Source organism: Longimicrobiaceae bacterium (genome assembly GCA_035696245.1).
In the GTDB taxonomy this organism is placed as follows: domain Bacteria; phylum Gemmatimonadota; class Gemmatimonadetes; order Longimicrobiales; family Longimicrobiaceae; genus DASRQW01.
The window spans coordinates 1-26,870 of sequence record DASRQW010000217.1 but is presented as its reverse complement, the minus strand read 5'-3'; the positions used below and the strand labels follow the sequence as shown (position 1 = coordinate 26,870).

General features: G+C 69.6%; 18 protein-coding genes. 8 read left to right on the top strand and 10 right to left on the bottom strand.

Going from position 1 to position 26,870, the window contains the following annotated elements:
- The first annotated feature begins 123 nt into the window (after window positions 1-123).
- Complete coding sequence (locus VFE05_10250; GenBank protein HET6230437.1) at window positions 124-786, top strand: TIGR04282 family arsenosugar biosynthesis glycosyltransferase; 663 nt, start codon at window positions 124-126, stop codon at window positions 784-786.
- A gap of 165 nt (window positions 787-951) precedes the next feature.
- On the opposite strand, the gene VFE05_10245 is transcribed toward VFE05_10250, so the two are convergent.
- The 6 genes from VFE05_10245 to VFE05_10220 all read right to left on the bottom strand — a co-directional run bounded on the left by VFE05_10245 (window position 952) and on the right by VFE05_10220 (window position 8,274).
- Window positions 952-1,635 (bottom strand): TIGR04283 family arsenosugar biosynthesis glycosyltransferase, encoded by a 684-nt coding sequence (locus VFE05_10245; GenBank protein HET6230436.1) that lies wholly within the window; start codon window positions 1,633-1,635, stop codon window positions 952-954.
- Window positions 1,636-1,643: 8 nt separating this feature from the next.
- Window positions 1,644-2,702 (bottom strand): arsenosugar biosynthesis radical SAM (seleno)protein ArsS, encoded by a 1,059-nt coding sequence (arsS, locus tag VFE05_10240; GenBank protein ID HET6230435.1) that lies wholly within the window; start codon window positions 2,700-2,702, stop codon window positions 1,644-1,646.
- Entirely contained in the window at window positions 2,699-3,034 is a 336-nt protein-coding gene (locus tag VFE05_10235; protein ID HET6230434.1) for an arsenosugar biosynthesis-associated peroxidase-like protein, read from the bottom strand. The genes arsS and VFE05_10235 overlap by 4 nt, the downstream gene beginning before the upstream one ends.
- 323 nt (window positions 3,035-3,357) lie before the next feature.
- A complete protein-coding gene (locus VFE05_10230; GenBank protein ID HET6230433.1) occupies window positions 3,358-4,257 on the bottom strand; it encodes a hypothetical protein in 900 nt (299 codons plus the stop codon).
- Window positions 4,254-4,961: a HipA family kinase gene (locus VFE05_10225; protein ID HET6230432.1), complete on the bottom strand. Its 708-nt coding sequence runs from the start codon at window positions 4,959-4,961 to the stop codon at window positions 4,254-4,256. Before VFE05_10225 ends, VFE05_10230 begins: the two co-directional genes overlap by 4 nt.
- 289 nt (window positions 4,962-5,250) lie before the next feature.
- On the bottom strand, window positions 5,251-8,274 hold the full coding sequence (locus VFE05_10220) for a prolyl oligopeptidase family serine peptidase (GenBank protein ID HET6230431.1): 3,024 nt from the start codon (window positions 8,272-8,274) through the stop codon (window positions 5,251-5,253).
- 191 nt (window positions 8,275-8,465) lie between these two features.
- Here VFE05_10220 and VFE05_10215 point away from each other — a divergent pair, with 191 nt between their 5' ends.
- The 5 genes from VFE05_10215 (at window position 8,466) to VFE05_10195 (ending at window position 16,817) form a co-directional block, all read left to right on the top strand.
- Window positions 8,466-8,975 carry a histidine phosphatase family protein gene (locus VFE05_10215; GenBank protein HET6230430.1) on the top strand — a complete coding sequence of 170 codons (510 nt, stop codon included), beginning with the start codon at window positions 8,466-8,468 and terminating at the stop codon, window positions 8,973-8,975.
- Window positions 8,972-10,600: a CHAD domain-containing protein gene (locus VFE05_10210; protein ID HET6230429.1), complete on the top strand. Its 1,629-nt coding sequence runs from the start codon at window positions 8,972-8,974 to the stop codon at window positions 10,598-10,600. Before VFE05_10215 ends, VFE05_10210 begins: the two co-directional genes overlap by 4 nt.
- 576 nt (window positions 10,601-11,176) lie before the next feature.
- Window positions 11,177-14,050, top strand: coding sequence for an insulinase family protein (locus VFE05_10205; GenBank protein ID HET6230428.1), 2,874 nt, complete (start codon window positions 11,177-11,179; stop codon window positions 14,048-14,050).
- A gap of 220 nt (window positions 14,051-14,270) precedes the next feature.
- Window positions 14,271-14,993 (top strand): hypothetical protein, encoded by a 723-nt coding sequence (locus VFE05_10200; protein ID HET6230427.1) that lies wholly within the window; start codon window positions 14,271-14,273, stop codon window positions 14,991-14,993.
- 450 nt (window positions 14,994-15,443) lie between these two features.
- Window positions 15,444-16,817 (top strand): aminotransferase class V-fold PLP-dependent enzyme, encoded by a 1,374-nt coding sequence (locus VFE05_10195; protein ID HET6230426.1) that lies wholly within the window; start codon window positions 15,444-15,446, stop codon window positions 16,815-16,817.
- 65 nt (window positions 16,818-16,882) lie between these two features.
- On the opposite strand, the gene VFE05_10190 is transcribed toward VFE05_10195, so the two are convergent.
- The gene (locus tag VFE05_10190) at window positions 16,883-18,013 is read right to left on the bottom strand and encodes a hypothetical protein (protein ID HET6230425.1); all 1,131 of its coding nucleotides are present in this window, start codon (window positions 18,011-18,013) and stop codon (window positions 16,883-16,885) included.
- Window positions 18,006-18,320: a hypothetical protein gene (locus tag VFE05_10185; GenBank protein HET6230424.1), complete on the bottom strand. Its 315-nt coding sequence runs from the start codon at window positions 18,318-18,320 to the stop codon at window positions 18,006-18,008. Before VFE05_10185 ends, VFE05_10190 begins: the two co-directional genes overlap by 8 nt.
- A 527-nt stretch (window positions 18,321-18,847) precedes the next feature.
- Here VFE05_10185 and VFE05_10180 point away from each other — a divergent pair.
- Complete coding sequence (locus VFE05_10180) at window positions 18,848-20,908, top strand: carboxypeptidase regulatory-like domain-containing protein (protein HET6230423.1); 2,061 nt, start codon at window positions 18,848-18,850, stop codon at window positions 20,906-20,908.
- Window positions 20,909-21,277: 369 nt separating this feature from the next.
- A complete protein-coding gene (locus tag VFE05_10175) occupies window positions 21,278-23,260 on the top strand; it encodes a DUF3857 and transglutaminase domain-containing protein (protein HET6230422.1) in 1,983 nt (660 codons plus the stop codon).
- A 412-nt stretch (window positions 23,261-23,672) separates the two neighbouring features.
- Here VFE05_10175 and VFE05_10170 read toward each other — a convergent pair whose 3' ends face one another.
- Together VFE05_10170 and VFE05_10165 are read right to left on the bottom strand one after the other, a co-directional pair.
- Entirely contained in the window at window positions 23,673-24,530 is an 858-nt protein-coding gene (locus tag VFE05_10170; protein HET6230421.1) for an aldo/keto reductase, read from the bottom strand.
- A gap of 264 nt (window positions 24,531-24,794) precedes the next feature.
- Complete coding sequence (locus VFE05_10165) at window positions 24,795-26,624, bottom strand: acyl-CoA dehydrogenase family protein (protein ID HET6230420.1); 1,830 nt, start codon at window positions 26,622-26,624, stop codon at window positions 24,795-24,797.
- Window positions 26,625-26,870 lie beyond the last annotated feature (246 nt).

Here is a 26,870-nt window from a genome sequence, read left to right as displayed (position 1 = left end):
TGAAACCGCGGCAACAGGAGCGCAAAGTCCGCCTTCGCGGGCTAACGGCGACCACGGCTTTCCCTGCCCGTCTTCCGACACCCACCTGAACGGCAGCCGCGAACGAGTGGAGAGATCGGCGAGATGACATCTGCGGAGACTTGTGGAGCACCGTGTGGGGGCGACGCGGTGCTCGTCTTTTTGCGCGCGCCGGAGCTCGGGCGCGTGAAGACGCGGCTGGCGGCGGCGATCGGGGATGCGGCGGCGCTGCGCATTTACCGGCGGCTGGCGGAGCACGCGGTCGCGGAGGCGCTGGCCCTCGCCCCCGCGGCGGCCGTGCGCGCGCACTACACCCCCGCGGACGCGCGTGAGGCGCTGGAGGCGTGGCTCGGTCCGCATCTCCAGTACATTCCGCAGGCGGATGGCGACCTCGGCGAGCGCCTCACGCGCGCCTTCGCCGAAGCGTTCGCGGCCGGCCACAGCCGCGTCGTCGTCATCGGCTCCGACCTCCCCGACCTCACCTCGGCCGACATCCGTCAGGCATTCTCGCTGCTCGATGATCACGCAGCCGTCCTCGGCCCTGCGCGCGACGGAGGGTACTGGCTGCTCGGCCTCCGCGCGCCTCTGCCGCAGGTCTTCACCGGCATCACTTGGAGCACTTCACGAGTATTCACCCAGACTGTGGAGTGCCTGCGCGCTGCCGGGATCACGCCCGCATTGCTGGCTGAACGCAGCGATGTCGATGAAGCCGCAGACCTGCCGGTGCAGTGGCTGGAGTGGGCAACAAGCGCGGTAAGGCGGGGATGACGTCGAGCATGCGTTCCACCGCGTGACCGGAGGTCATTTGCGCGCGGAAAGTTTCGGATGCGATGAATCGCACCCCTGCATACGGTGATAGATTTCCTGAAATAGTGGGGGCGGCGTTAGTCCCGATGGCGTTTGCCACGGTTCAACCAACAGGCTGAGCCTGATCTACCGATACCGCTCGGCAAGCTTGGACGGCTCGGCGCCGAGCCAGTATTGCAGGCGGAGGCGCCACATGAGGAGGATCGTGCGGGTGATGCCGCGCGTCTCCCAGCGGCGGCTGGAGGTGGTGACCGGGCGGGAGATGCAGAGCGGGCGGCCGGTGCGCTTGAGCATGCGGGAAAGGGCGACGTCTTCCATCAGCGGGATGTCGGGGAACCCGCCCACGCGCTCCCAGACGTCGCGACGCACGAACATCGCCTGGTCGCCCGTCGCGATGCCGGAGACACGCGAGCGGAGGGAGATCATCCGCTCCACCACGCGCAGCGCGGGATGGCGGCCCGTGAGCCGCACGTCGAAACGGCCCCACCCGCGTCCGCTGCGGGTGAGGCCGTCGAGCACGAGAACGTCCGCATCTTCCGGCAGGCGCGTGTCGGCGTGGAGGAAGAGGAGCACGCCGCCCCGCGCGACGGTGGCACCCGCGTTCTGCTGACGCGCCCGGCCTTGCTCCGACACGACGACGCGGTCTGCCAACGGCCGCGCGGCGTATACCGTCCCGTCCGTGCTTCCCCCGTCCGCCACGACGACCTCGGCCCCGCGCGCGCGGAAGGGCGCCAGCGCGTGGAGCGTCGACGCGATCCCGTCCGCCTCGTTCAGCGCGGGGACGATGATGGAAAGGCGCGGCGTGTCCACGGCCGCCGTCAGCCGGCGGTGGCGCCGCCGCAGCTCGACCCCGCGCCTGCGGTGCAGCCGAAGCAGTGCGCGCCCAGCACGATCTCGCGCCGCGCCAGCCGCTCCAGGTCGAACTCGAAGATGGTGCGCGGCGCACGCGGCTCCACCGGCATCTCCAGCATCTGGTTGAAGTCGCAGTCGTACAGCGTGCCGTCCCACCCCACCGACAATGTGTTGCGGCACATGACGCCCGCTGCGGCCGCCGGGTTGAACGCCGTCACCAGCCGCTCCATATACTCGCCCAGCGAGCCGCCGTCTTCCAGGAAATCCAGGAAGCGCGAGATGGGCATGTTGGTGATGGTGAACAGCGCGTTGAACTCGATGCCGTACAGGCGCCGCATCTGCCGCTTCCAGTCCGCCTCAAGCGCCGCCTGGTTGCCGGGCAGGAAGGTGCCGACGGGATTGGTGACGAGGTTCAGCACCAGCCCGCTGCCCGGCTGGCCGTAACCGACGGCGTTCAGCCGCCGCAGCGCCTCTAGGGACTGCTCGAACACGCCATCGCCCCGTTGCGTGTCGGTGCCCTTCTGGCGATAGTGCGGCAGCGACGCGACGACCTCCACCGCGTGCTCGGCGAAGAACTCCGGCAGGTACGCGTAGTTGGGCAGCAGCGTGATGGTCAGGTTGCAGCGGTCCATCACCCGCTTGCCCACCGCGCGGCTGCGCGTCACCAGCTCGCGCCAGCGCTTGTGCAGCTCCGGCGCGCCGCCGGTGATGTCGACCACCGGGATGTGGGTGCTCTCGATGACCTCCAGGCAGCGGTCCATCACCGCGTCGGGCATCATCTCCGTGCGATCCGGGCCGGCGTCCACGTGGCAGTGGCGGCAGGTCTGGTTGCACTTGCGGCCCACGTTGACCTGGAAGATGTCGATGCCGGTCGCATGCAGCGGGTACAGGCCGGCCCCCGCGAGCGCGTCCTCGAACGACCGCGCCACCGGCACGCGCGCGAGCTGCCCCCGCTGCCACGCGGCGGACGAGAGCGGCGCGTGGCGCTTCTGAAGCGTGGGCAGCACCCGGCCGGTCGCGCTCACATCCCCAGCTTTTCCACGTGGTTGCGCATCTGGATGCCGTGCACCAGCGACGCGCCGCCGCGGATGGCCGCCGCCACGTGCACGGCCTCGGTCATCTGCTCCCCGTCCGCGCCCTTCGCCAGGCAGTCCGACGAGTACGCGTCGATGCAGTACGGGCACTGCACCGCGTGCGCGACCGCAAGCGCGATCAGGCTCTTCTCCCGCTCGGACAGCGCGCCCTCGGCGAACACCGCGTTGTACCAGCCGAAGAACTTCTCGGCCAGGTGCGGCGCGTCCTTGCCGATCTCCCCGAACCGCGGGAGGTCGTGCGCGTCGTAGTAGTGCTGGTGCATCTCGGCTCCCCGTGCGAACTGCGGAAGGTGGAATGAACGGCCCGGTGAGAAGATAATACGATGCGAGGCGGGATGCTGGAGGAATTCTGGCGGAGGCCAGGTGCCTTTACCGGGGTTTTGCGGGGAGCTTCTGGTCGGACTGGAGCTCAGGGCTTAATGTTGAGGTATCCCTTCCTCCACGCGCTGCTTCAGAGTCTGCGGAAGTCCCAGGCCGTTGAAGCCAACGGTAGACCGGTAGATGTACCAGAGATGATGGTACGATTTGGCCCGAGAGTATGACGATTGGCGCGACGTCGTCCGCGACATCTGTCCGGCTCCCAAACTCAAACTGAGCCACTATCGCCGGACTGGCTTTCGCCCTCTGTTACGATGCGACGTACTTCGTCGGAAATCGCTGACTCATCCTCACGCCTTTCTGGCGCGAATAACTCATCCGCATCACCCTCCCAAAGATGGAGGACGTATTCCTTTGCGCTCCGAACCTCAGGTCGTGCGTGACTAGTACCGTTCAACACTACTCCCAAAGTGCGAATTGTCCGTCCGGTCGCAGCCTGTAAACGCTCGCGACTTTGAGAATACTGCCAAAATGCCTGGCTGATACGCGCGGAAGCATCTCTAGCAACACCTAGCGGGTTATCTTCCGCATCAACGACAACTGCACCAATCAGTATGTCCGTATCTTCGGTGCGGACAGCGCGGTTCAGGCGCGGCACAGGCGCTGGAAATACATCGTCCCCAAGCTCGGGGAAAAGACGCTCGACCGTCGCAATCTTTTCGATTAGAGCACCAGGAACGGCAGACAACAAGAAGCGATCTAGCCGATGTGATGCTTCGTTCTGAGGAGAAAACCGAGTTCCCCGACTACGCGTCCCTTCGATGCGAAGATAGTGGTTTATTAGGTGGCGTCGAACTCGGCCGTCAGGAGCCGCATACAACTCCCGCGGAGTGGAAAGATCAAAGTGCGGACCGATAGTGGCTGCCAAACCCCAAAATTGAGAAGGGTTTTCGACCCGAGATTGAATGGCCTGGAGGATGCTCTTATACATCGAGAGCGTGCCGGTCGGGGCAAGACATGCGAGTTTCGGAAGATTCTCCAGAAAGTCGACCTGAGCCCTTCGCGCGTCTCCAACGATAATCGCAACACTTACCCGATCACCGGCTTCGGGATCAGGGAGAGCGGAAACCACTGAGTACCAATAGCGGGGAAGCCTCTGGTCTGTCATCGCCACGCCTCCTGCACGAGGCTGCTGATGCGCTGCGCTCTTTGCGTCAGGATAGACCGCGCCCGATCTGCCCATGTGATACGTGAGAGTCCAAGATCACTGTGCCAATTATCTACAATCCGGTCTAACGTGTTTGTATTCTGCGCAATCCGGTCGCACATCTCCGTGGGAAACGGCTGGCCCTTGCAGCGCGCCCCTAGACCCTCTCGCGGCATCATCTCCCGTGGCGGCCGAGCGGTAACGCTGAATAGATCCATACGTCCGTTCAATGCGTGCGCCTTCTCGAAATCAATCGCGAAGAGCTTTGTTCCCCTCCCTTCATAATCACCAACGAAATTGTTGACGTTGCGATCCTCGTTTGCGATCCACACGTCGAACGCCGAGAGGAACGACAGGAGCTCTGGATTCACAACTGAACCCGTCGCGAACATATCGTCTCCTGCGAAGCGCAGCGGCAGCTTGCGTGAGGCGAACACGATTCCTTGGGGAGTAGAGCACAACGCGTGCTCGGGAACCGGCAGGCCCAAACATTCAGCAAGCGAGTACCCGGCGTGCTCGGCGAACACGACCGGGAGTTCCGGACCCTTGATGATGTAGGTCTTCCCATCCGTAGCGAGAGCCTCACGAGGTGCCGTGCTGTAGACCAATCCGTTTGGCTCTCTAACCCTCTTAGGCTCAGCAAGGAGCGTGATCCATTCAATCATTGGATCGACCACCGCCACTCGCCGGTAAGCACAAGAGGGATTCGTCTCTCATGGAAGATAACTTTGTAAAGGGGAGTCCGGGAGGTCGGGATGAAAATCACTACAATGTAATCTATCGTTGACTACTCTAGTGAGCCATCTAAGCGTTCACTCGCGGACCGTGCTGGTGCATTCGTGTCTTTCGGCCACTCACCGGCGAAGTGCCGCGCGATCCCGAGGGGCCGCGCGGCGCTTCCGCATCTACCGGCATTCGTTCGCCCGTTCGTGCCATCCGACGGGCATCGGCCGATCACATCGGCGGGGCCGGCTGGGTGGCCGATGCCGGCTGCGGGGCGGCGGCGCCAGTGGTGGTCGCGCCGGGCGTGGGCGCGGGTGGCTCGCCCGCGGGCGTGGTGGTGACCTGCGCGGGCTGGGCGAGCTGGTCGCGGCCCTTCTGGAGGAAGGGGATGCCGGCCGTCATCCACTCCGGCGCGGGGCGGCCACGCAGGTGGTGGTCGAAGAACTGCTGCATGCGCACCGAGATGTCGATCTGGTTGGCCCGCTTGGTGGGGTTGTGCTCGTCGCCGTTGTAGTCGATCAGGTACACCTCCTTGCCCAGCCGCCGCAGCGCCACGAACAGCTCGATGCCCTGGTACCACGGCACCGACCCGTCGTTGTCGTTGGCCATGATCAGCAGCGGCGTGGTCACGCGGTCTGCCGAGAAGAGCGGCGAGTTCTCGATGTAGCGCATGGGCTGCTGCCACAGCGACCCGCCGATGCGGCTCTGCCCGCGCTCGTACTGGAAGGCCCGCGCGAGGCCCGTCTGCCAGCGGATGCCGCCGTACGCGCTGGTCATGTTCGCCACGGGCGCGCCCGCCATCGCCGCCTTGAACATGGGCGTCTGCGTGATGATGTACGCGGTCTGGTAGCCGCCCCACGACTGGCCCTGCAGACCCACCGCGTCCGGATCCACGATGCCGCGGGCGATCAGCGACTGCACGCCGGGTACGATGGACTTCACCGCGCTGGGGCCGGGGTAGCCCTCGGTGTAGTGGATGTCCGGCTCGAACACGAGGTAGCCGTTGGACGCGTAGACGGTGGGGTTGATGACGTTGCGGCCGGCCGGCGGCACGTACGAGTAGAGGTTGTCGGAGAGCTGCTCGTAGTAGTACACGAGCATGGGATACCGCTTCGACGCGTCGAAGTCCTCCGGCTTGTAGAGGATGCCCTTCAGCTCCACGCCGTCGGCGCTGCGCCAGCGGACCGGCTCGGCCGTGGGCCAGCGGTAGCGCGACTGCTGGGGGTTCGCGTCGGAGACGCGGCGCGCGTCGGCGAACGTGGCGCCGCTCACCCACAGGTCGGGGAAGTCGCGCACCGTCTGCTGCGTGAACACGTACACGCCGGCGCTGTCGGCCTTGGCGACCTGGCCGTACTGGCGCGGGCCCATCACCAGGCGCTGCGGGAGGGCGGCCACGCCCAGGCGGTCGCGCCAGTAGCCGCTCTCCTTGCTCTCGTTGTCGAACGCGCGCAGCAGCAGCGGGTTCGCGGGGTCGATCGCATCCTCGTCCGGGTCGAGGTCGACCACGCGGAACGAGACGTGGCCGCGGCGGCCCACCGAGTCGGTGACCACGCGCGCCGGGCGGCGGCCCTGCGGGTCGATGTCCCACACGTCGTAGCGGTCGTACACGAGCACCGAGCGGTCGTCCTTCGTCCATCCCGCAATGCCCCATGGCGCGGGCTGGTCCGGCGTGTCCCACGTCTCCTGGTCGAACGCCACGCCCAGCGCGCCCGTCAGGTCCACGCTGCGCCCGGTGGCGATCTCGTGCGCGTGCCAGTGGCGGTCCGCATCGAACCAGGCCACGTAGCGCCCGCCGGTGGAGAGCTGCGCCGCGAACGGGACCCTGCGCGCCACCAGCCGCCGCGCGCCGGTGCGCGTGTCGAAGGCGTACACGTCGTTGCCGCCCTCGCCCCACATGGCGGAGACGGCATACGGCAGCCCGTTGAGGCCCACCGCCGTGCGCCCGTTGTCCGCCACCGTCACGCGCTGGAGCGAGTCGCTGCCCAGGACGTGGAAGCGGTTGGCGGAGAGGTCGTAGACCGCGGCGAGCGAGCGGTCGCGGTCGTCGCCGGCCTCCACCTTCTGCTGTGGCTGGAGGCGCGCGTCGCGGTAGGTCCACAGGTCGAACACCGCCTTGTCCGCCAGCGAGTCCGCGGGGATGGAGTCCAGCGGCGCGGGCGCCACGCCGAACGCCAGCATCCGCCCGTCGTCCGAGAAGCGCAGCGTGCCGCCGGACGCCACGAGCAGCCCGCCGCCGGTGCCTTCCGGACCGACGAGGCGCCGGATGCGGAGGGTGGAGAGCGGCGCCTGGTAGAGGGCGAAGCGCGGCTTCTCTCGCGCGTGCTCGTCGTGGTCGCTGGCGAAGGCGACCGCCGTGCCCTTCTCGTCGAACGTCAGGCCCTTGTACTCACCGGGGCCGGTGAGCAGCGCCGTCGTGCGCCCGTCGGCCAGCGCGCGCACGTACACACCGTCGCTCGCGGGCGTGTGCGACGAGACGGTGTAGCCCAGCCAGCGGCCGGAGTCGTCCAGCGAGTACGCCACCACGTCTGCGATGCGTGTCTCCGTGCCGGTGGAGAGGTCGCGCAGGACGAGCGTGGAGCCGTAGTCCTTCTTCTTCCCCTTCGCCGTGTCGGTGGCGACGGGCCGGGGCGTGCCGCCGGGAGATGCGGCCGCGGCGGGGGCGGCGGCGCGCGTGGCGGAGTCCGGCTTGGCGGCGGCGCTGTCGCGCCGGGCCGAGGCGCTGTCCGCCTCCAGCAGGTACGCCAGCCAGCGGCCCGAGCCCTTGGAGAGCTTGAACGACTTCACGCGCGGGAAGAGCGTGACGCGCCCGTCCGCCAGGCTCATCACCGCCAGCGACGCCTTGGGCATCTCCGCCGGCTTCTTGTGCGCCCGCTGTGCCCGCTCCCACTCCGCGCGCGGCGGGTCGACGGTGAAGACGGCGAAGCGCGAGTCCGCCGTGACCTGGGCGCGCGGGGCGTTGTAGCCCGCGTTGGGACCCAGCGCGCCGGGCCGCGTCTGCGGCCGGCCTATGAAGCCGCGCGTGTGGCGGTACTCCGCCCCGCCCTGCGTGGATCGCGCGACCACCTCGCCGTCGCCCACCTGCGGGACGAGCGAGTAGACCACCCAGCGCCCGTCGGGCGACAGCGTCTCGTTGCGGACCGAGCGCCACTGGTCGAAGTCGGCCGGCGCCAGGGCGCGCCGGGCGGCGGGCTGCTGCGCCTGCGCGGGCGCGGCGGCCAATGCCAGGGCCAGCGCGAACAGGGCGGATCTTCTCATCTGCGGGGCAGTGCGGGTGGAGCGTGGCCGTGCGCTGCGGGCGCGCGGCGGCTGTTTTCTTGGGATGGAACGATAGGTAGCGGACCGGCCGTCCGCCTGCAAGAGCGCGCGGCTGCTGCGCGGCGAACGCCTTTTGCATAGCTTGCGGAGCGGCAACGCACCCGGACCCCACCCGCCGCAGAGGCCCGCCCATGAAGCTGCTCGTCATCCGCCACGCCTTTGCCGGCGACCGCGAAGAGTTCGCACGCACCGGCCTTCCGGACTCGCTGCGCCCGCTGACCGACGAGGGGCGCAAGAAGATGCAGGGCGCCGCGCGCGGCCTGCACCGCCTGGTTCCCGAGCTGGACGTGCTGGCCGCCAGCCCGCTCACCCGCGCCGTGCAGACGGCCGAGGTGGTGGCCGCACGTTACGACGGGATGGAGACCGCGACCGTCGCGGAGCTCGCGCCGGAGGAGGCGCCGGACGCGCTGGTGCCCTGGCTGCGCACCCACGCGGCGGATGCGACGGTGGCCGTGGTGGGCCACGAGCCGCACCTGGGCTTCCTGGCCGGCTGGCTGCTGACGGGCCGCAACGTCTCGTTCCTGGAGCCCAAGAAGGGCGGCGCTTTCCTGCTGGAGTTCGAGGGCGAGTCCGCCGCGGGCGGCGCCAAGCTGCGGTGGGCCCTCACGCCGCGGCAGCTGCGCGACCTGGGGCGAAAGTGAAGACGCCGGCGCAGCTGCTGGACCTGCCGGTGCAGCGCACCGCCCGCTGGCTCGCGCTGCGCTTCCTGGACGAGGCCGCCGAGGCGCGCGCCCGGCTGCGGAGCGGTGGCGACGAAGACGCGCTGCACGACTTCCGCGTGGCGCTGCGGCGGCTGCGCTCCACGCTGCGGGCGTACCGCGGCGCGCTGGAGGGCAGCGTGCGCGGCCGCGACCTGCGCCGGGTGCGCTCCCTGGCCCGCGCGACCGGCGAGAGCCGCGACGCCCAGGTGCAGGCCGCCTGGGTGCGCGACAGCGCGGCGGAGCTGGCGGGCGACGAGCGGCGTGGCGCCGAGTGGCTGCTGGAAAGCCTGCGCGAACACGGCGCGCGAGCCGACAAGCACCTCCGCCGCGAGGTACGCCGCAAGTTCGCGCGCGAGCGGAGGCGGCTAGCCGACCGTCTTTCCGTGTACCGCGTCCACGTGGCGCTGGACGATCCGGCCGGCGGCCCTCCCGCATCCGCCACGCTGGCGGTGCTCGCGAGCGAGGCGGCGCTGGAGTTGCGCGAGGGGCTGGCCCGCATCCGCACCATCGCGGACCAGCGCCGCGCCCACCGCGTGCGCATCGCCGCCAAGCGCCTGCGCTACCTGCTGGAGCCGTTCGCGGACGAGCTGTCCGGCGGCGCGGACGCGCTCAAGCGCCTCAAGGCCCTCCAGGACGTCCTCGGCGACATGCACGACGCCCACGTCCTCCTCCACCTCGTCGAAGAAGCCACGCCCGACATCACCGGCGACGACGCTTCGGAAGATGCGGAGCACGGCGGCGCCTCCTACCAACGTGACGACGGCGATTCGGGAGATGTGCACTCTGCCGATTCCGCGCAAGCAGATGTCCGGTCGGGAGATGCGGATTCGGGAGATGCGGATTCGGGAGATGCAGGCTCGCCGGACGGGAGTTCGGGAGATGCGGAGCGGGACGGCGGCGGTTCGGCGGATGCGCGGCACGGCGATTCGGAAGATGCGGACGCGGACGATCCGCGGGCCGGGCTGCGGGCGCTCACGTCGCGTCTGGAAGCCGCGCGCGCGGAGGCGTTCGGGCAGTTGAACGAGGAGTGGCTGGGCGGACGATCCGCCGGCTTCTTCGCCCTGGTCGACGGTGTGGTCGAGGGTCTGAAGTCGCGCGGCGGGGCGGGGGACCGCGAGATCGAGCGGAAGTACCTCCTCAGCGCCTTCCCGGAGCTTCCCGAAGGCGCGGTGGAGGAGCGCATCGAGCAGGGCTGGGTTCCCGGCGAGCGGCTGCACGAGCGTCTGCGCCGCATCTCCGGCGCCAGCGGCGACCGCTTCTACCGGACGGTGAAGCTGGGCTCCGGCATCTCGCGCACGGAGCTGGAGGAGGAGACCACGGCCGACGTCTTCCGCCACCTGTGGCAGCTCACGGAGGGCCGACGCGTCCGCAAGCGCCGCTACACCGTGCCGGACGGCGGCCTGAAGTGGGAGATCGACCGCTTCGCCGACCGCGACCTCGTCCTCGCCGAGATCGAGCTTCCCACCGAGGACGCGGAGGTGGAGATCCCCGCCTGGCTGGCCCCCCACGTCGTCCGCGAAGTCACCGGCGAAGACGAGTTCGTCAACATCAACCTCGCCCGCTGACCCGCTCCCCATCTCGGAGACGACCGGCGCGTCGCCAAACCGTCCCCTGAAACGTTCTGCATGCGGGGCGGCGAGCACCAGTCGCCGCCTTCCGCGATGCCGGAGCATCCGAGGAGCCCGAAATCGCGACCGCAGTTAGTCCCCGCCGGGTGATTTCGCGCAGACGTTGCCGCGGTTTTCAACCGCCAGGCTCCGCCGCCGGACCGGATCACATCTCCCGCTGATGTGTAGCTACAAATGTTCCTAGCCGGGCGAATGCGCATCTACCGAATCACACCACGGCCGTCCGCCTCACATCCGCCGTGAGGGTGCGGGCCGCGCCGTCAGCCGTACATCTACCGAGCCGGTCCGCATCTCCCGTGATCGCCCGGACGGAATCTCCCGAATCCGGTGGAGCGCGAGGGACCTGCCGGTGGGGCGCAACCTGCGATTCGCCCCTCGTATGTGCGTCTCGCCCCTCCCACGGGCGGTTCGTCCCCACGCGTCAGAACGACACTGGCCGGGAACGTTAAACGGCAGCAAGATTCGCCAGCGGCCGTTCGCTCCCGCTGCGCCCCGCGCCCCCTGGAAGGACCCATGGACATCCCCCGCCTCCTCCGCCCCGCCGCTCCCGCGGCCCTGGCCGCCGCGCTCGCGCTCGCGGCCGGCTGCATGCCCTCCATCGGCCACGGCGTGGACGGCCTGGTGCCCCGCGACGGGCGCCTGCCCAGCGACACCTCGGTCGTGACCGGCCGCCTGTGGAACGGCCTCACGTACTACATCCGCGCCAACCACGAGCCCCGCAACCGCGCGGAGCTGCGCCTGGTGGTGAACGCGGGCAGCACGCTGGAGGACGACGACCAGAAGGGGCTGGCGCACGTGGTGGAGCACATGGCGTTCAACGGCACCGAGCACTTCGCCAAGAACGACCTGATCGACTACCTGGAGTCGGTGGGGATGCGGTTCGGGCCGGACATCAACGCGTACACGAGCTACGACGAGACCGTGTACATGCTCACCCTGCCCACCGACAGCGCGGGCGTGCTGGACACGGGCTTCGAGATCCTGAACGACTGGGCGAACGGCATCGCGTTCGACAGCTTGGAGGTGGACAAGGAGCGGGGCGTGGTGGTGGAGGAGTGGCGCCTGGGCCGCGGCGCCGGCGCCCGCGTGCAGGACCGGCAGATGCCCGTGCTCTTCCGCCGCTCGCGGTACGCGCAGCGCCTGCCCATCGGCGACCCCACCACCATCCGCGGCTTCGCGCCGCGCGTGCTGAAGCGCTTCTACACCGACTGGTACCGGCCGGACCTGATGGCGGTGGTGGCGGTGGGCGACTTCGACCCGCACGAGGTGGAGGCGCAGATCCGGCAGCAGTTCCGCTACCTGATCCCCAACCCCAAGGGCCGCCCGCGCCGCAAGTTCCCCATGCCGCGCCACCGCGAGACGCAGTTCGCCATCGCGGCCGACCCGGAGCTCACCAGCTCCAGCGTGACGGTGGTGCACACGCGGCCGGCGCGCATCACCACCTCCGTCCGCGGCTACCGCGAGGGTATCGTGGAGTCGCTGTACAGCGGCATGCTCACCGAGCGCCTGAACGAGCTGACGCAGCGGCCCGACGCGCCGTTCCTGGGCGTCTCCAGCTACTACGGCTCGCTCGTGCGCCCCGTAGACGCGTACATGCTGAGCGCCGAGGTGCGCGACAACGGCGTGGAGCGCGGCCTGTCTTCGCTGATGGACGAGGCGGAGCGGGTGGCGCGCTTCGGCTTCACGCAGGGTGAGCTGGACCGGCAGAAGGCGACGCTGCTGCGCACGTGGGAGCAGATCTACGCGGAGCGCGCCAAGTCCACGTCGTCGCAGTTCGCGGGGCAGTACGCGGGGCAGTTCCTGTACGGCGGGCCGATCCTGGACGTGGCCACGGAGTACCGGCTGCAGCGCGGCCTGGTGCCCGAGGTGAAGCTGGATGAGGTGAACGCCCGCGCCCGCGCCTGGCTGCGCACCCGCGACCGCACGGTGCTGGTGAGCGTGCCCGAGAAGCCGGGCACGCGCCTGCCGGACCGGGCGGCCCTGGCGGCGGTGCTGGACTCGGCCGCGCGGCGCCCGCTCACGGCGTACACCGAGAACGTCTCCGACTCCGCCCTGGTGCGGCACCCGCCGCGCGGCGGCCGTATCACGGCCGAGCGCCGCATCGCCGAGGTGGGCGTGACGGAGTGGACCCTCTCCAACGGCGTACGCGTGGTGATGAAGCCCACCGACTACCGCGCCGACGAGATCCTGCTGCTGGGCCGCAGCGCCGGCGGCACCTCGCTGGCGGCGGACAGCGACTACCTCAACGCGCAGACGGCGACAGCCGCGGCGCAGGTGGGCGGCGTGGGCGACCTGTCGGTCGTGGACCTGGAGAAGCGGCTGGCGGGCAAGGCCGCCAGCGTGGGCACCGACATCGGCGAGACCAGCGAGGGCTTGAGCGGCTTCGCGGCCCCGCGCGACGCGGAGACCATGTTCCAGCTCGTGTACCTGTACTTCACGGCGCCGCGGCGCGACCCCGGCGCGTGGCAGGCGTACCGCGAGCGGGCCCGCGAGTCGCTGCGGAACCGCGGCGCCAGTCCCGAGGCGGTGTTCCAGGACACGCTCCTCAAGGTGCTCACGCGCGACGACCCGCGCAGCCGGCCGATAGACAGCTCGGTGTTCGACAAGATCGACCTGGACCGGTCGCTCGCGATCTACCGGCAGCGCTTCGGCGACGCGGGCGACTTCACCTTCTACCTGGTGGGCAACTTCCAGCCGGACTCCATCCGCCCGCTGGTGGAGCGCTACCTGGGCGGCCTGCCCTCCACGGGGCGGAAGGAGACGTGGCGCGACCTGGGCGTCCGCCCGCCCGAGGGCATCTCGCGCCACGTGGTGCGGCGCGGGCTGGAGCCGCGGGCGCGCACGGAGCTGGTGTTCACCGGCCCGTTCCGCTTCAGCCGCGAGAACCTGGCGCTCATCAACTCGCTGGGCGACGTGCTCCAGATCCGCCTGCGCGAGCGGCTGCGCGAGGACATGGGCGGCACCTACGGCGTGGGCGTGGGCGGCAGCGGCCAGCAGGAGCCGTACGAGGGATACCGCTTCGTGATCGACTTCGGGTCCGACCCGGAGCGGCTGGACGAGCTGACCCGCGCGGTGTTCGCGGAGGTGGAGCGCCTGAAGCGCGACGGCCCCACGCCGCTGGAGCTGCAGAAGGTGCGCGAGGAGCAGCGGCGCGAGAAGGAGGTGAACCTGCGCGACAACAACTATTGGGCGGCGCAGCTTGTGGCGTACGACCGCTTCGGCTGGGACCCTGCGCAGATCGCCGCCCCGGCCGGCGCCATCGTCCCGCTGACCAACGAGAACATCCGCGCCGCGGCGCGCGAGTACCTGAACGTGAACCGCTACGTGCAGGTTTCCCTTCTGCCGGAGAACCAGCCCGCGGCCCCCGCGGCGACGCCGGCGAAGTAGCACGGCGGGCCTCCCCAGGACTCGCTCAGGCTCGCCCGACCCTCCTCCAAAACTGCTTGGGGGAGGGTTCGCGCTTCGGCCGCCTTCGCCCTTGCGGATGCGTCTGCGTCTCGGCACCGTATATCGGTGCGGGAGGGCGCGCCTACCACCTTCGCGCCTTCGTAGCCCGCGGGTTTACGCGCCAGGCGGCTTCCGCCGTGAAGCTTTGGAGGATGAGTAGATGACGACCACGCTGGAAGAGACCGGCGTCACGCCGGCCAACCTGGCGCCCACGGCGATCCTGGACCACGGGCACCCGGCCGTGCGGCGGGTGGCGCACGACGCGGGCACGGGCGTGCTGGCGGAGGGCGAGTTCGTGCGCGCGGCGCACCGGGCGCTCGCGGGCGCGGTGCGGCCCGTGTACACGCTGGCGGACCGGGTGCCCGCATCCGTCGTGCTGGCGCGCGGACGCGGGTCGTGCAGCCAGCGCATGGCGTGCCTGGAGGCGGTGGCGCGCGCGGGCGGCGTGGGCACGCGCGTGCGAGGGCTGTGGGTGGACGGCCGCTTCTGGTATCCGCGCTTCCGGCTGGCGCGGCGGTTCATCCCGCGCCGCATCCTGCTCGCGTGGCCGCAGTTCCACATCGACGGGGCGTGGACGGACTTCGACGAGCTGTACGCGCCCATGGCGGAGCAGCTGCGGGCCAACGGGACCGGCTCGTTCACCAACGACGGCGAGACGCTGTTCGAGGCGGTGGCCCACACGCCGGTCGACTTCCTGGGCAAGACGCGGAGCTGCGGCCCGGTCTGCGACGTGGCGCCCGCGGCCGACCTCTCACGCTTCGTGCTGGGCGAGGCGGGGCTGTTCGACTCGCGCGACGAGCTGTTCGCGCGCCACGGCTCGCTCCTCAACACCGTCCGCGGCCGCGCCTTCGAAGCCGTCTTCGGCGGGCGGAAGAGCGCGTAGCCGCCGCGCATCCGCCGGCGTGCGTTCAGACAGGATGCTTCGATCGGCGAACGCTTACATCAGCCGAGCCCCTTCCGCACACATCCGCACGGTCGTGATCCGGTGCGCATCCGCAGAGTGATCGCGGGATCCGCAGCTCCAAGCTGTTCTACATCTTCCGAATCGTAGGCATCTCCACATCTACCGAGTCTCGTCTGCTCGCATCTCCCGTGTGGCCGATGCACGACATCTTCACGCGTAACCGCCGAAGCCCATCTCCCGTTCACCCGCCGTTTTCGTTCGTGAAAACCGAAGCCGTGGCGGCTTTGGTGATCTGCGGATGAGGTGCCAGATGGATTCGTCGATGCGGGACGGGTGGCACGGAGCGGGGGGAACGGCGATATTGGGGGTCCGCGGACGCGCCGGTCCACAGTCCGCGCTACTTCCGGCAGCATCCCGAGGGGACACGAGATGAGCGACACCTTCTCCGCGCTTCGCGCCACGGAGTTCGCCCGGCTGGACGCGGGCGGGCACGTGTACCTGGACTACACCGGCAGCGGCCTGTATGCCGAGAGCCAGGTGCGCGCCCACGCGCAGATGCTCACGTCCAGCGTATTCGGCAACCCGCACTCGCGCAACCCGACCTCGCTGGCCGCCACCGCGTTGGTGGAAGAGGTGCGCGACCGCGTGCACGCGTACTTCCAGGCGGACCCGGCGGAATACGAGGTGATCTTCACCCTCAACGCCAGCCATGCCCTGAAGCTGGTGGGCGAGAGCTTCGGCTTCGAGGCGGGGTCGCGCTACGTGCTGACGGCCGACAACCACAACTCGGTGAACGGCATCCGCGAGTATGCGCACTGCCGCGACGCCGAGGTGCGCTACGTGCCGCTGGACGCCGACCTGCGCATCGCCGACGTGCACCGGCACCTTGAGGGCGCGGACCCGGAGAAGGCCAACCTCTTCGTCTTCCCCGCGCAGTCCAACTTCTCCGGCGTGAAGCACCCGCTGGAGTGGATCGCCGACGCGCAGTCGCTGGGCTACGACGTGCTGCTGGACGCGGCGGCCTACGTGCCCACGAGCCCGCTGAGCCTGGCGGAGGTCAAGCCGGACTTCGTCTGCGTCTCGTTCTACAAGATGTTCGGCTTCCCCACCGGCGTGGGCGCCTTGCTGGCGCGGACGGACGCGCTGCACCGCCTGCACCGCCCGTGGTTCGGCGGCGGCACCGTGCGCTTCGTCTCCGCCAGCAGCGAGGTGACGATGATGCACACCACCGGGCGCGGCTTCGAGGACGGCACGCTGAACTTCCTCAGCATCGCCGCGGTGCGCGACGGGCTGGACTTCGTGGAGGGGATCGGGATCGAGCGCATCAACGCGCACGTGATGGCGCTGGCCGAAGGGCTGCTCGCGGAGCTGAAGGGGATGACGCACTCCGGCGGCGCGCCCATGGTGCGCATCTACGGCCCGTGTACCACGGAGGGCCGCGGGGCGACGGTCGCCTTCAACCTGCTGGATCCCGACGGGCACGTGGTGGATTTCAAGGAGGTGGAGGAGAGGTCCAGCGCGGCCGGCGTGTCGCTGCGCACGGGCTACTTCTGCAACCCCGGCGCGGCGGAGTTCGCCTTCGAGCACGCGGACGCCGAGGTGTCGCGCTGCTTCGGGTCGATGGTGCCGGACTTCTCCCTCCAGCGCTTCTCCGTCTGCCTCAACCACAAGCCCGTAGGCGCCGTGCGCGTGTCGCTCGGCATCGCCAGCAACGAGGCGGACGTACGCGCCCTCCTCGCCATCCTGGAAGGCTTCCGCGACGCGCACGTCCCCGCGCCGGACGAGGCGATGGCGACGGCGTAGACGGAGGCGCATTGTCCGGTTTGCTCAGTCCCATTCGACCCACCCCCTCCTCGGCGGATCGCAACTCACGATACGTCAGGCGTGTCCAACGAGTCTGACGTTGGAGCAGGGGGTACTGGGGCACTTTGCCCAGGAGCGGGCGGGGTGGCGGGTGCCGTCGGCCCGGTCGACTTCTCCGGTTGGGAGAAGTCGAGGACCTTAACATTCAGGAATATCCCGAACCGCAGGCGGTCGATGATGCGGTTCCCCCGGTTCCCAACGTCCAATAGGTCCGAGCTCTCTGTGAAAATCCCGCCGATGGTGCTCCGTATCCCACTCTTCCGTTCCTGCCGGGTGAACGTGAGGTTCGCTCCGACGCTAACCGGCGATCCGCGTCCTTGGGCCAGTTCACTGTAGCCGTAGACCGAGATCCCCGGCTTGATCCTCAGCGAGTCGGCACGCGCCTCGCTCGGAATGATGGTCAACGACGCACCGACAGGAAACGAGTTCCACTCCTGGTACGTGCCCTGCCGCGCTGACACCTTTCGGACCACGACGGTCTGCGTTTCGCCGCTCGGGCTACTGACCGTCGGGGCGGTTCGGAACTCCACGTCCACTTGGCGCAGATTCGCCCCGTTGTTGTTCCGTCTATAGCGCCCATCGAATGCGAGCCGGTAGTGGCCAACAAGGAGCAACGAATAGTTCGCGCTCAACTCGGTGCCCCTGAAGTCGCGCGAGCTGATCTGGCTTCCCTGTGCAGCCGAAGGATCGAACAGGCGAAAGCTGGCAGTCGAGTAGTCCAACCCCAGTACCAGGAAATCGATCGCAGTGGTCGCATGCGTCAGTGGCGTGTGCGAGAGGCCGTAGCGGTAGCTGAATGTCTGGACGCCGGTGATCTTCCGTCCGGAGAAGACCTCCGCCACCCCATCCGTGGCCTGGAGTTGCGCGTCGAACGAATGGAACTGCTGAACGTCTGTGGTTCCCGTAGGAATGAGCAGGCGCACCTTCACGGCTTCTGCACCGGAGTTCAGTGTGATGATGGACCGGGTTGGCCGCACAGGGTTCTGGCGGTTGAGGTTGAAGTAGTCCAGCACGATGTCTCGACCGCGCGCATCCTGCACGACCAGCTGCGCAGCACCGGGGCCCGCGTGCGCGAGCACGATCAGGAACAGGATAGCTGCGGCGGCCGACGCGCGCGTTGCGATGCGCTCAGACATGGTAGTCCTGGAGCACCTGGGCGACGCCATTCTTGATCGTGCAGGCCAGCGGCGGCGCGAGGGCGTGGTCATCGGAGAAGACGTCCACTCGGCATTCCGCCCCATTGATTCCTTTGGCGCGGAGGAACAGAGTGAGCGGGTTCGTGACGGGGAAGTTCGGAAGGTTCTTCACGAGCTTTCCATTCTCCGCGTGGAGATCGACCTTCTCGCCCTCCACTGTGACCTCAAGGCTAAAGATGCTTCCGAACAGCTCCGCCTCGAGTCTCAAGTCGTGCGTTGCCATCTGCCCCTCCTCTGAGAGTGTCATGGGTGTCCTCCCGCGTGAATAGAAGGACGGCCGCGTCAAACTTCCCCGGAACGGAAGTGCGTAGGTCAGAAGCGAACGAACCGGGCGGGAGCAGCGGTGGGTAGAACCTGGTCTGGAGAGGAGTATACGACTTCAGCCCTGCTGACCACGCAACGGATTTGAGGAATTCCGGGCAAGTGGTTCAGACTGTAGCCTTTTGAACGATTGAGAGGTCGACCGCGGCTGTGGAGTGCCAAGCGGGACTTTGCGCAGTCGTTGCCGCGGTTTCAACCGCCCGTCCCTGAAGCCTGCCGGGCGTCTCTCCAAGCGTCAGAAAGCGTTGCGGCGGAACGTTTACCGCTGCGTTGGGTTCAACGCTGCTCCACTTCGCACGTACCCTGGTTCCCACTCCGTGCCCGCCTCGCGCCCGCATTCTCCGCGGCGCAACCGGCGTCCGCGGGTCCGGCCGGCCGCTTCCGCGCTCCGGCTCGCCTGAGCGCCGCCCGGCAACTCCGCCGGAAGCGTCCCGAACCGCCAGGAGCCCTTCCATGTCCCTCCGCGCACCGCTGAAGGCGACCGCCCTCGCCCTGCTGCTCGCCGCCGCGCCGCTGGGCGCGCAGACGGTGCGCGGCGCGGTGGTGGACGCGGGCACGGGCCGGCCGGTCGTGGGCACGCTGGTGGTGCTGCTGGACGCGGCGGGGAAGCAGCGCGCGGCCATGCTCACCGACGGCGGCGGGCGCTACAGCCTGGACGTGCCCGGCGCCGGCCGCTACACGCTGCGCGCCGAGCGCGTGGGCCGCGAGAGCACGCTCTCTCCCCCGCTGGACCTGGCGCCCGGCGAGGTGCGCGAGGTGCGGCTGGAGGCCAACCCCCGCGTCTTCACCCTCGAGGCGGTGCAGGTGCGGTCCGACGGCGACCGCGGCTGCGCGGTGCGTCCGGCCGGCGGCACGGAGACGGCGGCGCTGTGGGAAGAGGCGCGCAAGGCGTTCAACTCCGCTGCGTGGACGGGCGCCGCGTCGCCGTTCCGCTACAGCGTGGCGGAGTGGACGCGCAGCCTGGCGCCCGGCAGCATGGCGGTGCGCACCGAGAGCCGCAGCGACCGCACCGCCGTGGCCCGCCACCCGTTCGCCAGCATCGACCCGGACTCGCTGTCGGCCCGCGGCTACGTGCGCGTGGTGCCCGACGGCACGCTGTACTACGGACCCGACGTGCGCACGCTGGACTCCGAGTCGTTCCTGGCGGACCACTGCTTCGAGCTGGCCCCGGCGCAGTTCAGCGAGCCCACCCTCGTCGGCCTCGCCTTCGAGCCGGTGCGCGGGCGGCGCGTGCCGGACATCGCCGGGGCGATGTGGATCGACCGCACCACGGGCGAGCTGCGGCGGGTGGACTACCACTACGTGAACCTGCGCAGCAACGTGGCGGCGGACCTCGGCGGGCGCGTGGAGTTCCGCCGGCTGCCCAACGGCGCGTGGATCGTGCAGCGCTGGCGCATCCGCACGCCCGAGCTGGCCGTGTCGCGCGACGTGGAGCGCATCGCCAGCGGCTCGTCCGCTACCGGCGGCGGGCGCGAGCGGCTCACCGGCATCCGCGAGGTAGAAGGCTTGGTCACCGAGGTGGTGACGCGCACCGGCGAGCCCATCACCGAGCCGGCCGCGGGTGCAGCGATCGCGGGGATGGTGCTGGACAGCGCCACCGCACGGCCGCTCGCCGGCGCCCGCGTCTTCGTCTCCGGCACGCAGTACTCGTCGGTGAGCGACGAGAACGGCCGCTTCCGCATCGACGGGCTGGCGGGGGGCGACTACACCGTCTCGTTCTCGCACCCGTGGCTGGACTCGCTGGGTGTCTCCCCGAACGCCGCCCGCGTCTCCGTCCGGTCCGGCGACTCCGCCACCGTCGCGCTCTCCGTCCCCCGTCCCGTCCAGCGCGTCGCCGCCGCCCGCCCGCCCGCCGCCGCGCCGGTGGACAACACGGACTACAGCGCCGCCGAGCGCCTCGCAGCCGCCGTCGCCGCGCGCCAGGGCAAGGCGGCGGCTTCGCGTCCCGCGGGCGAGGGGTCGATGGCAGACTTCAACCGGCGGGCCGAGCGCGGCTCCGGCGTGTATGTGAAGCGGGCGGACATCGTGCGGCGGCGGCCCAACCGCACGCTCGACCTCTTCCGCGGCGTGCCGCAGGTGCAGGTGGGCTATGCGGGCGGCGGGGCAACGGGAACGCTGCGCTTCATCCGTCACACGACCGCGTCCGCCACGCTCGGCTCGGCTCCAGCGGGCGCGGACGCGTCGGCCGGCGTGGGCAGCGCGGGGCAGCAACGGGCGCAGGGCTCGCCGGTGAGCACCGACGTGCTGGACCGCATGCGCGACGCGAGCGGCTCTGCCGACCCGGCGGTGACGGCGGGCACCTGCGTGCCGGTGGTCTGGATCGACGGCCTGCTCTCCGGCTCGCCGGAGACGGACCTGGACGCGCTGCTGCCGTCGCAGGTGGAGGGCATCGAGATCTACACCTCGGTCTCCAACGCACCGCCGCAGTATCGCCCGGGCACCGCGGAGTGCGGCGTCGTCCTCGTCTGGACGCGCCAGTACGCCTCCCGGCACCCGGCCGCGACCCCGCGCTGACCGCTTCACATCTGCCGTCTCCAACGCGATTCGGGAGATGCGGGACGGCGGATCGGACGGGCGGCTCGCATCGGCCAAGCGGTTTCGGGAGATGCAGATCGGCCAACGTCCGCCCGTCCCCCGGTGTGTTGTTTCGAGACGGATCTCGGCGGATGGGAGGCGATGGATCGCCTGCACTGCCCACCGGGAAGCCGGACGATGGATGGACGGCGGCAGAGTGCCGCCGGATGAAGACAGAAGATCGGGCGGATGCGCGGCACCCGGCGTGTCACCGCGGGGTGGCGGCGCGTCCGCCCGATTGTAGGAATGTAGACGTACGTTTAGCTTTGTCGGCCCTTTACGACCCGCACCACACGAGGCGAAGTCCGCATGCGCATCTCCACCACACTGCTGGCGCTGTCGCTGGCAGCCACGGCCACCGCGGCCGCGGCACAGGCGCCCGTCATCACCGAGCGCGGCGATCCGTCGGTCCGCGACGACACCATCTACAAGCTCGCGGTCAAGCCCGACCGCTATCCCGACGACGCGTACGTGATCCTGCTGGACGACGGCGTGGAGCGCTTCGAGGCCGACGGCACCGGCACGCGCACCTTCCGCACGGTGGCGCAGGTGCTCACGCAGGACGCGGTGGAGGGCTTTGGCGAGCGCAGCTTCGGCTACGACGCGTCGCGCCAGCGGCTGCGCCTGAACTGGGCGCGCGTGATCGACGCCGCCACCGGCCGGGTGATCAGCGACAAGCCGGTGCACGACCAGGAGAGCCTGGCCCCCGTGGCCGAGAGCGCGCCGGTGTTCACCGACGAGAAGGTGCGCCGCATCTCCCTGGGCGGCGTGGCGCCGGGCACCATCGTGGACATCAGCTACACGCTCGAAGTGCAGAAGCCGGTGATGCCGGGCGACTGGGACGCCACCTGGAGCATCCACAACGCCAAGCCCACCCTGCGCTCGCGGCTGCTGCTGGACCTGCCGGCCTCCGTCACGCCACGCATCAAGGAGCGCAACCTCAGCTTCGCGCGGCAGACGCGCGAGGTGGGCGGCCGCCGCGTGTACGCGTGGATGACGCACGACGTGCCCAAGGTCGACTCCGAGCCCTTCGCGGCCGACTCGAACGGCATCTACATGAGCTTCAGCGTGGCGCCGCCGGTCACGTGGGAGCAGATCGCGAGCTGGTACGCCGGCCTCTCGGCCGACCGGTACGTGCTTACGCCCGCCATCGAGGCCAAGCTGGCCGACGTGACCAAGGACGCGAAGACGCGCGAGGACTCGCTGCGCGCCGTGCACCGCTGGGTCGCGCAGGACTTCCGCTACGTGTCTCTCTCGCTTGGCATCGGCGGCTACCAGCCGCGCCTGCCCGCGCAGGTGTGGGAGACGCAGTATGGCGACTGCAAGGACAAGGCGACCTTCTTCGTGGCGCTCATGCGGAAGATGGGCTACACCGCCTTTCCCGTGCTGCTCAGCTCCGACGGCGGCGTCGCGCGCGACATGCCGTCGGTGAACGCCTTCGACCACATGATCGCGGCGGTGGAAAGGCCCGGCGGCGGCTACCAGTTCTTCGACCTCACGGCCGACCTCACCCCGTACGGCGAGATCGTGCCCAACTACCAGGGCGAGTTCGGCCTGGTGGTGCACCCCGACGGCCGCGGTGAGGAGGTCACCTTCCCGCGCAACGAGCCCACCGGCAACCGCACCGAGACGCGCATCGCCGGCGAGCTCACGCCCGACGGCGAGTTCCACGGCGGCTACTCGCAGCTGTTCGCGGGCGCCACGCAGTACAGCATGCGCGACGCGCTCTCCAGCAAGGTCACCGACAAGCAGCGCGAGCAGATGACGCGCTCGCTGGCCAACGCCGTCTTCGAGGGCGCCACCGGCGACAGCCTGCAGATCTTCGACGGGCGCGACCTGCGGGCGCAGCCGCGCATCTCCATCGTGATCCGCGACGCGCACCCCACGTCTTCGGCCGGGGCCACGCAGATCCTGGCGCTGCCGCTGCACAACTACGCCACGCAGGGCCTCATCAACGACCTGCTCGCTCGCCAGGCCAAGGGCCCGCGCCGCTTCCCCATCGACGTGGCCTCGGTCATCGGGCCGTTCGAGACCACCACCGAGATGCTGGTGAAGCTGCCCGAGGGCTGGCACGCCAGCCTGCCCAAGAACGTGACCGCCAACAGCGTCTTCGGCCGCTACAGCGCCCTGTACACGCAGACGGGCCGCGACCTGCGGGTGGTGCGCACCATGGTGGGCGCGCGCGGCACCCAGCCGCCCGAGGCCATCGATGCGCTGATCTCCTGGCTCAAGGACGTCTCCAAGGACGACGTCCGCTTCATCGCCCTGGAGCCGGCGCCCGAGGCGAAGTAGCCTCTTCGGAGGCTCGGCAGGACGAGGCCCAGAAACGAATTACGCGCGAAGAAGCGCCGCCGGTCCTCGCGAGAGGATCGGCGGCGCTTCTGGTTGTTGCAGTCTCGGTAGATGTGGGGCGGACGGCGTCGCCCTGGCGGCTAAAGCCGCGGGCTACAAAGGCGCGAAGCCCGCCTGCGCGGGCTGCTGCTGCACGATCTCTGCGCGTCATGATTCGCCATGCCGCCGGAAGAGGGCGACCGCGGCGATCTCGCTCCACCCCTCCGCAGCGCGCAGCGCGAGTCCGCCACCGCGTCAGCAGCGAGGCGGCAAACTCGAGCCATACCAAGCCTGGAAATGCGCCAATGGCGTGCCTTCCCCCGCTTGCGGGGGAGGGCAGGCGAGTTTTACGAGCCGGGTGAGGGCCCGCCCCTCAGATGCTCCCGAACTCCTCGTCCGTGAGCTCGATCCCCGCGCCGGCCACGTTCTCCTCCAGGTGCTTCACGCGCGACGTGCCGGGAATGGGCAGCATCACCGGCGAGCGGCGGAGCAGCCACGCGAGCGCCACCTGCGACGGGGCTGCGCCGTGCGCCTCCGCCACCTTCGCGACGGGCCCGCCGCCCTCGGCGAGCTTGCCCACGGCCAGCGGGAACCACGGAATGAAGGCGATGCCCTCGCGTTCGCAGTAGTCCAGCACGCCCTCCCACTCGCGGTCCGCCAGGTTGTACCGGTTCTGCACCGATACGACCTGGAAGTGCTTCCGCGCCCGCTCGATCTGCTCCACCGTCACCTCCGAGAGGCCCAGGTGGCGCACCTTCCCCTCGCGCTGGAACTCCACCATCGCGCCGAACTGCTCGTCCTCGGGCACATCGGGGTCGATGCGGTGGAGCTGCCACAGGTCGATGCGCTCCAGGTTCAGGCGGCGCAGGCTGCCCTCCAGCCCCTCGCGCAGCCGCTCGGGACGGCCGTTCACCGGCCACTCGTTGGGGCCCGTGCGCTCCAGCCCGCCCTTGGTGGCGATCACCAGCCCCTCGGGGTACGGATGCAGCGCCTCGGCGATCAGCTCCTCGCTCACGTGCGGGCCGTACGACTCCGCGGTGTCGATCAGGTCGATGCCCAGCTCCGGCACGCGCCGCAGCACCGCCAGCGCCTCCTGCCGGTCGCGCGGCGGGCCCCACACGCCCTCGCCGGTGATGCGCATCGCCCCGAAGCCCAGCCGGTTCACGCTCAGATCGCCGCCCAGCGAGAACGTCCCGCTCTGTCCCGCATCCAGCTTCTTCGTATCCGCCATCCCACCCTCCCTGAAGTCGGCTCGGACGGACGATGCACGATGCACCTCCGCCAGATAGTTCACATGCGAACGAACGTCTCGCCCGCCTGCATGATGGATGCCTCCGCGGCGGACGTCCGTCTCCCCAAACTCATGACGCGAAGCTTCTGCACGGGTGGGTGATGGAAGAAGAGGGAGCACCCGTGTGGATGCTCCCCTCGTCTGCCATCGGGCGATCTCATGGCGGAAGTGGGCGGCGGATGGGACGCCGTCGCCTGCCACGCGTCAGCGCTTCTTCGGCGCGGGCGCCTTCGGCTTGCGGCGCGGGCGAGGGCCGGACGGCGCGTCGGCGGTGTCGATGACGTCCTTCGCGACCTCCATCAGCAGCGCGTCGCGGGCGTCATTGAGCTGCGCGCGGGCGGCGCGGAAGCGCAGGCCGGAGCGCTGGCAGGCCAGGTCGCACAGCCGGAGGATGCGGTCCACACCCTCGCCCGTGAGTTCCACGCGCGTGCTGGTGAGCGCGGGCGCCCACGCCTCGCCCGCGTTCTGCGCGGCGAGGATCGCCTGCGTGCGCGACAGCGTGGCCGCGCGCACGTACAGCTCGATGGCCATGTCGGCGATGCGGGCGACCAGGAACTGCCGCTCCACGATCTTCCGCCCGTGCCGCCGGAGCGCCCGCTCCACCGCGATGCGCAGGTCGCGCGTGTGCTCCACCAAGTAGTCGAAGTGCTTGCGCAGCCGCGGGTCCACCTCGGCCTCTATGCCGGGCTCGCCGCCGCCCAGCGCCAGCCGCACCCGGTCGGCCGCGAAGTCCGTCAGCAGCCCGATCTGGCGGATGGGCTCGCGCAGCGCCGCGCCCACCTCCTTGAGGTACTCGCCCGGGCCCTGCATGCCCGACATCCCCACGAAGAGGCGCAGGATCTCGTTGGTGCCCTCGAAGATGCGGGTGATGCGCGCGTCGCGGTACATCCGCTCGTACGGGTAGCCCTTCACGAAGCCGCGCCCGCCCGCGATCTGCACCATCTCGTCGACCGCGCGGTCCAGCGCCTCGCTGTTCCACACCTTCGCTGCGGCCGACTCCAGCGCGTAGTCCACGTCGCCCCGGTCGTTCAGGCCCGTGGTGAAGTACGCCACGCTCTCGGCCGTGAACGCGTCGGCCGCCGTCGCCGCGAGCTTGCCCTGGATCAGCTCGTAGCTGGCGAGCGGCGCGCCGAACTGCTCGCGCTCCTTCGCCCACGCGGTCGCCATCCGCAGGCACTGCTTGACCCCCCCCGCCGCGCCGGCCGAGAGGCCCTGGCGGCCGGAGTTGAGCACGCGCATGGCGATCTTGAAGCCCTCGCCCGGCTCGCCCAGCACGTTCTCGCGCGGCACCTTCACGTCGCGGAAATACAGCTCCGCCTGGTTGCTGCCGCGCGCGCCCATCTTCCGCAGCGCCGGCCCGCGCTCGAAGCCCGGCATGTCGGGCCGCAGGATGAACGCCGTCACGCGGTCGGTCGTCTCTCCATCCCGCTCCACCGGCGTCTGCGCAAACGCCACGATCACCTCCGAGAACGAGCCGTTGCCGATCCAGATCTTCGACCCGTTCAGCATCCAGTGCTCCCCATCTTCCGACAGCACCGCGCGACTCTTGATGCCCGCCGCGTCACTGCCCGCCTCCGGCTCCGTAAGCGCGAACGAGGCGAACCACTCGCCCATCGCCGCCTTCGGGAGATAGAGCGCCTTCTGCGCCTCGCTCCCGGCGAGCTGGATGCCCTTGATGCCGATGGAGAGGTGCACGCCCAGCATGATGGCGAGACCCACGTCGTAGCCCGTCACGAACTCGAAGACGCGGCAGTACGCGCTCTGCGACAGTCCCATCCCCCCGTATTCCGCGGGGATGGAGATGCCGAACAGGCCCATGCGCTTCAGGTCCTCGATCACCTCGTCTGGGATGCGCTCGTTCTCGTCGATCCACTCGCGGTCCAGCTTCGTCTCGCAGTACTCGCGCAGCTCGGCGATGAACGCCGTGACGCGCCGGTCCTCGTCTGGCGAGATGCGCGGGTACGGGAAGAGGATCGCGTCGTCGATGTCGCCGCCGAACAGCTCACGCGTCAGCGACGGTTTGTCTGCGGCCATTCGGCTCCCTGTTTCGTCTTCCGGTGTGCACTTGCCAGGATGATGCGGCGCTCCGGGAGATGTAACTTCCGCGCCGCCGCGCGGGAAGGCTCGTGCGGCCGGGAATGTAGTCTTGATATAGAAATGTCCGGGTTGGTTGATATAGAAATGTCCTCCTTCGGGACAGGTTCGCCCACACTGGAGTGGAAACCTGCGACGGAGCGAGGAGATGCTAAAGATGAGCACGCGAGATCGGGATCGACTGGT

Excerpts from the sequence above, each read along its gene's own strand:
- VFE05_10195 (HET6230426.1), top strand. The coding sequence starts at position 15,444 with ATGAGCGACACCTTCTCCGCGCTTCGCGCCACGGAGTTCGCCCGGCTG.
- VFE05_10235 (HET6230434.1), bottom strand. The coding sequence starts at position 3,034 with ATGCACCAGCACTACTACGACGCGCACGACCTCCCGCGGTTCGGGGAG.
- VFE05_10250 (HET6230437.1), top strand. The coding sequence starts at position 124 with ATGACATCTGCGGAGACTTGTGGAGCACCGTGTGGGGGCGACGCGGTG.
- VFE05_10230 (HET6230433.1), bottom strand. The coding sequence starts at position 4,257 with ATGACAGACCAGAGGCTTCCCCGCTATTGGTACTCAGTGGTTTCCGCT.
- VFE05_10190 (HET6230425.1), bottom strand. The coding sequence starts at position 18,013 with ATGTCTGAGCGCATCGCAACGCGCGCGTCGGCCGCCGCAGCTATCCTG.
- VFE05_10205 (HET6230428.1), top strand. The coding sequence starts at position 11,177 with ATGGACATCCCCCGCCTCCTCCGCCCCGCCGCTCCCGCGGCCCTGGCC.
- VFE05_10170 (HET6230421.1), bottom strand. The coding sequence starts at position 24,530 with ATGGCGGATACGAAGAAGCTGGATGCGGGACAGAGCGGGACGTTCTCG.
- VFE05_10180 (HET6230423.1), top strand. The coding sequence starts at position 18,848 with ATGTCCCTCCGCGCACCGCTGAAGGCGACCGCCCTCGCCCTGCTGCTC.
- VFE05_10225 (HET6230432.1), bottom strand. The coding sequence starts at position 4,961 with ATGATTGAATGGATCACGCTCCTTGCTGAGCCTAAGAGGGTTAGAGAG.
- VFE05_10220 (HET6230431.1), bottom strand. The coding sequence starts at position 8,274 with ATGAGAAGATCCGCCCTGTTCGCGCTGGCCCTGGCATTGGCCGCCGCG.
- VFE05_10215 (HET6230430.1), top strand. The coding sequence starts at position 8,466 with ATGAAGCTGCTCGTCATCCGCCACGCCTTTGCCGGCGACCGCGAAGAG.
- VFE05_10200 (HET6230427.1), top strand. The coding sequence starts at position 14,271 with ATGACGACCACGCTGGAAGAGACCGGCGTCACGCCGGCCAACCTGGCG.
- VFE05_10165 (HET6230420.1), bottom strand. The coding sequence starts at position 26,624 with ATGGCCGCAGACAAACCGTCGCTGACGCGTGAGCTGTTCGGCGGCGAC.
- VFE05_10175 (HET6230422.1), top strand. The coding sequence starts at position 21,278 with ATGCGCATCTCCACCACACTGCTGGCGCTGTCGCTGGCAGCCACGGCC.
- VFE05_10185 (HET6230424.1), bottom strand. The coding sequence starts at position 18,320 with ATGACACTCTCAGAGGAGGGGCAGATGGCAACGCACGACTTGAGACTC.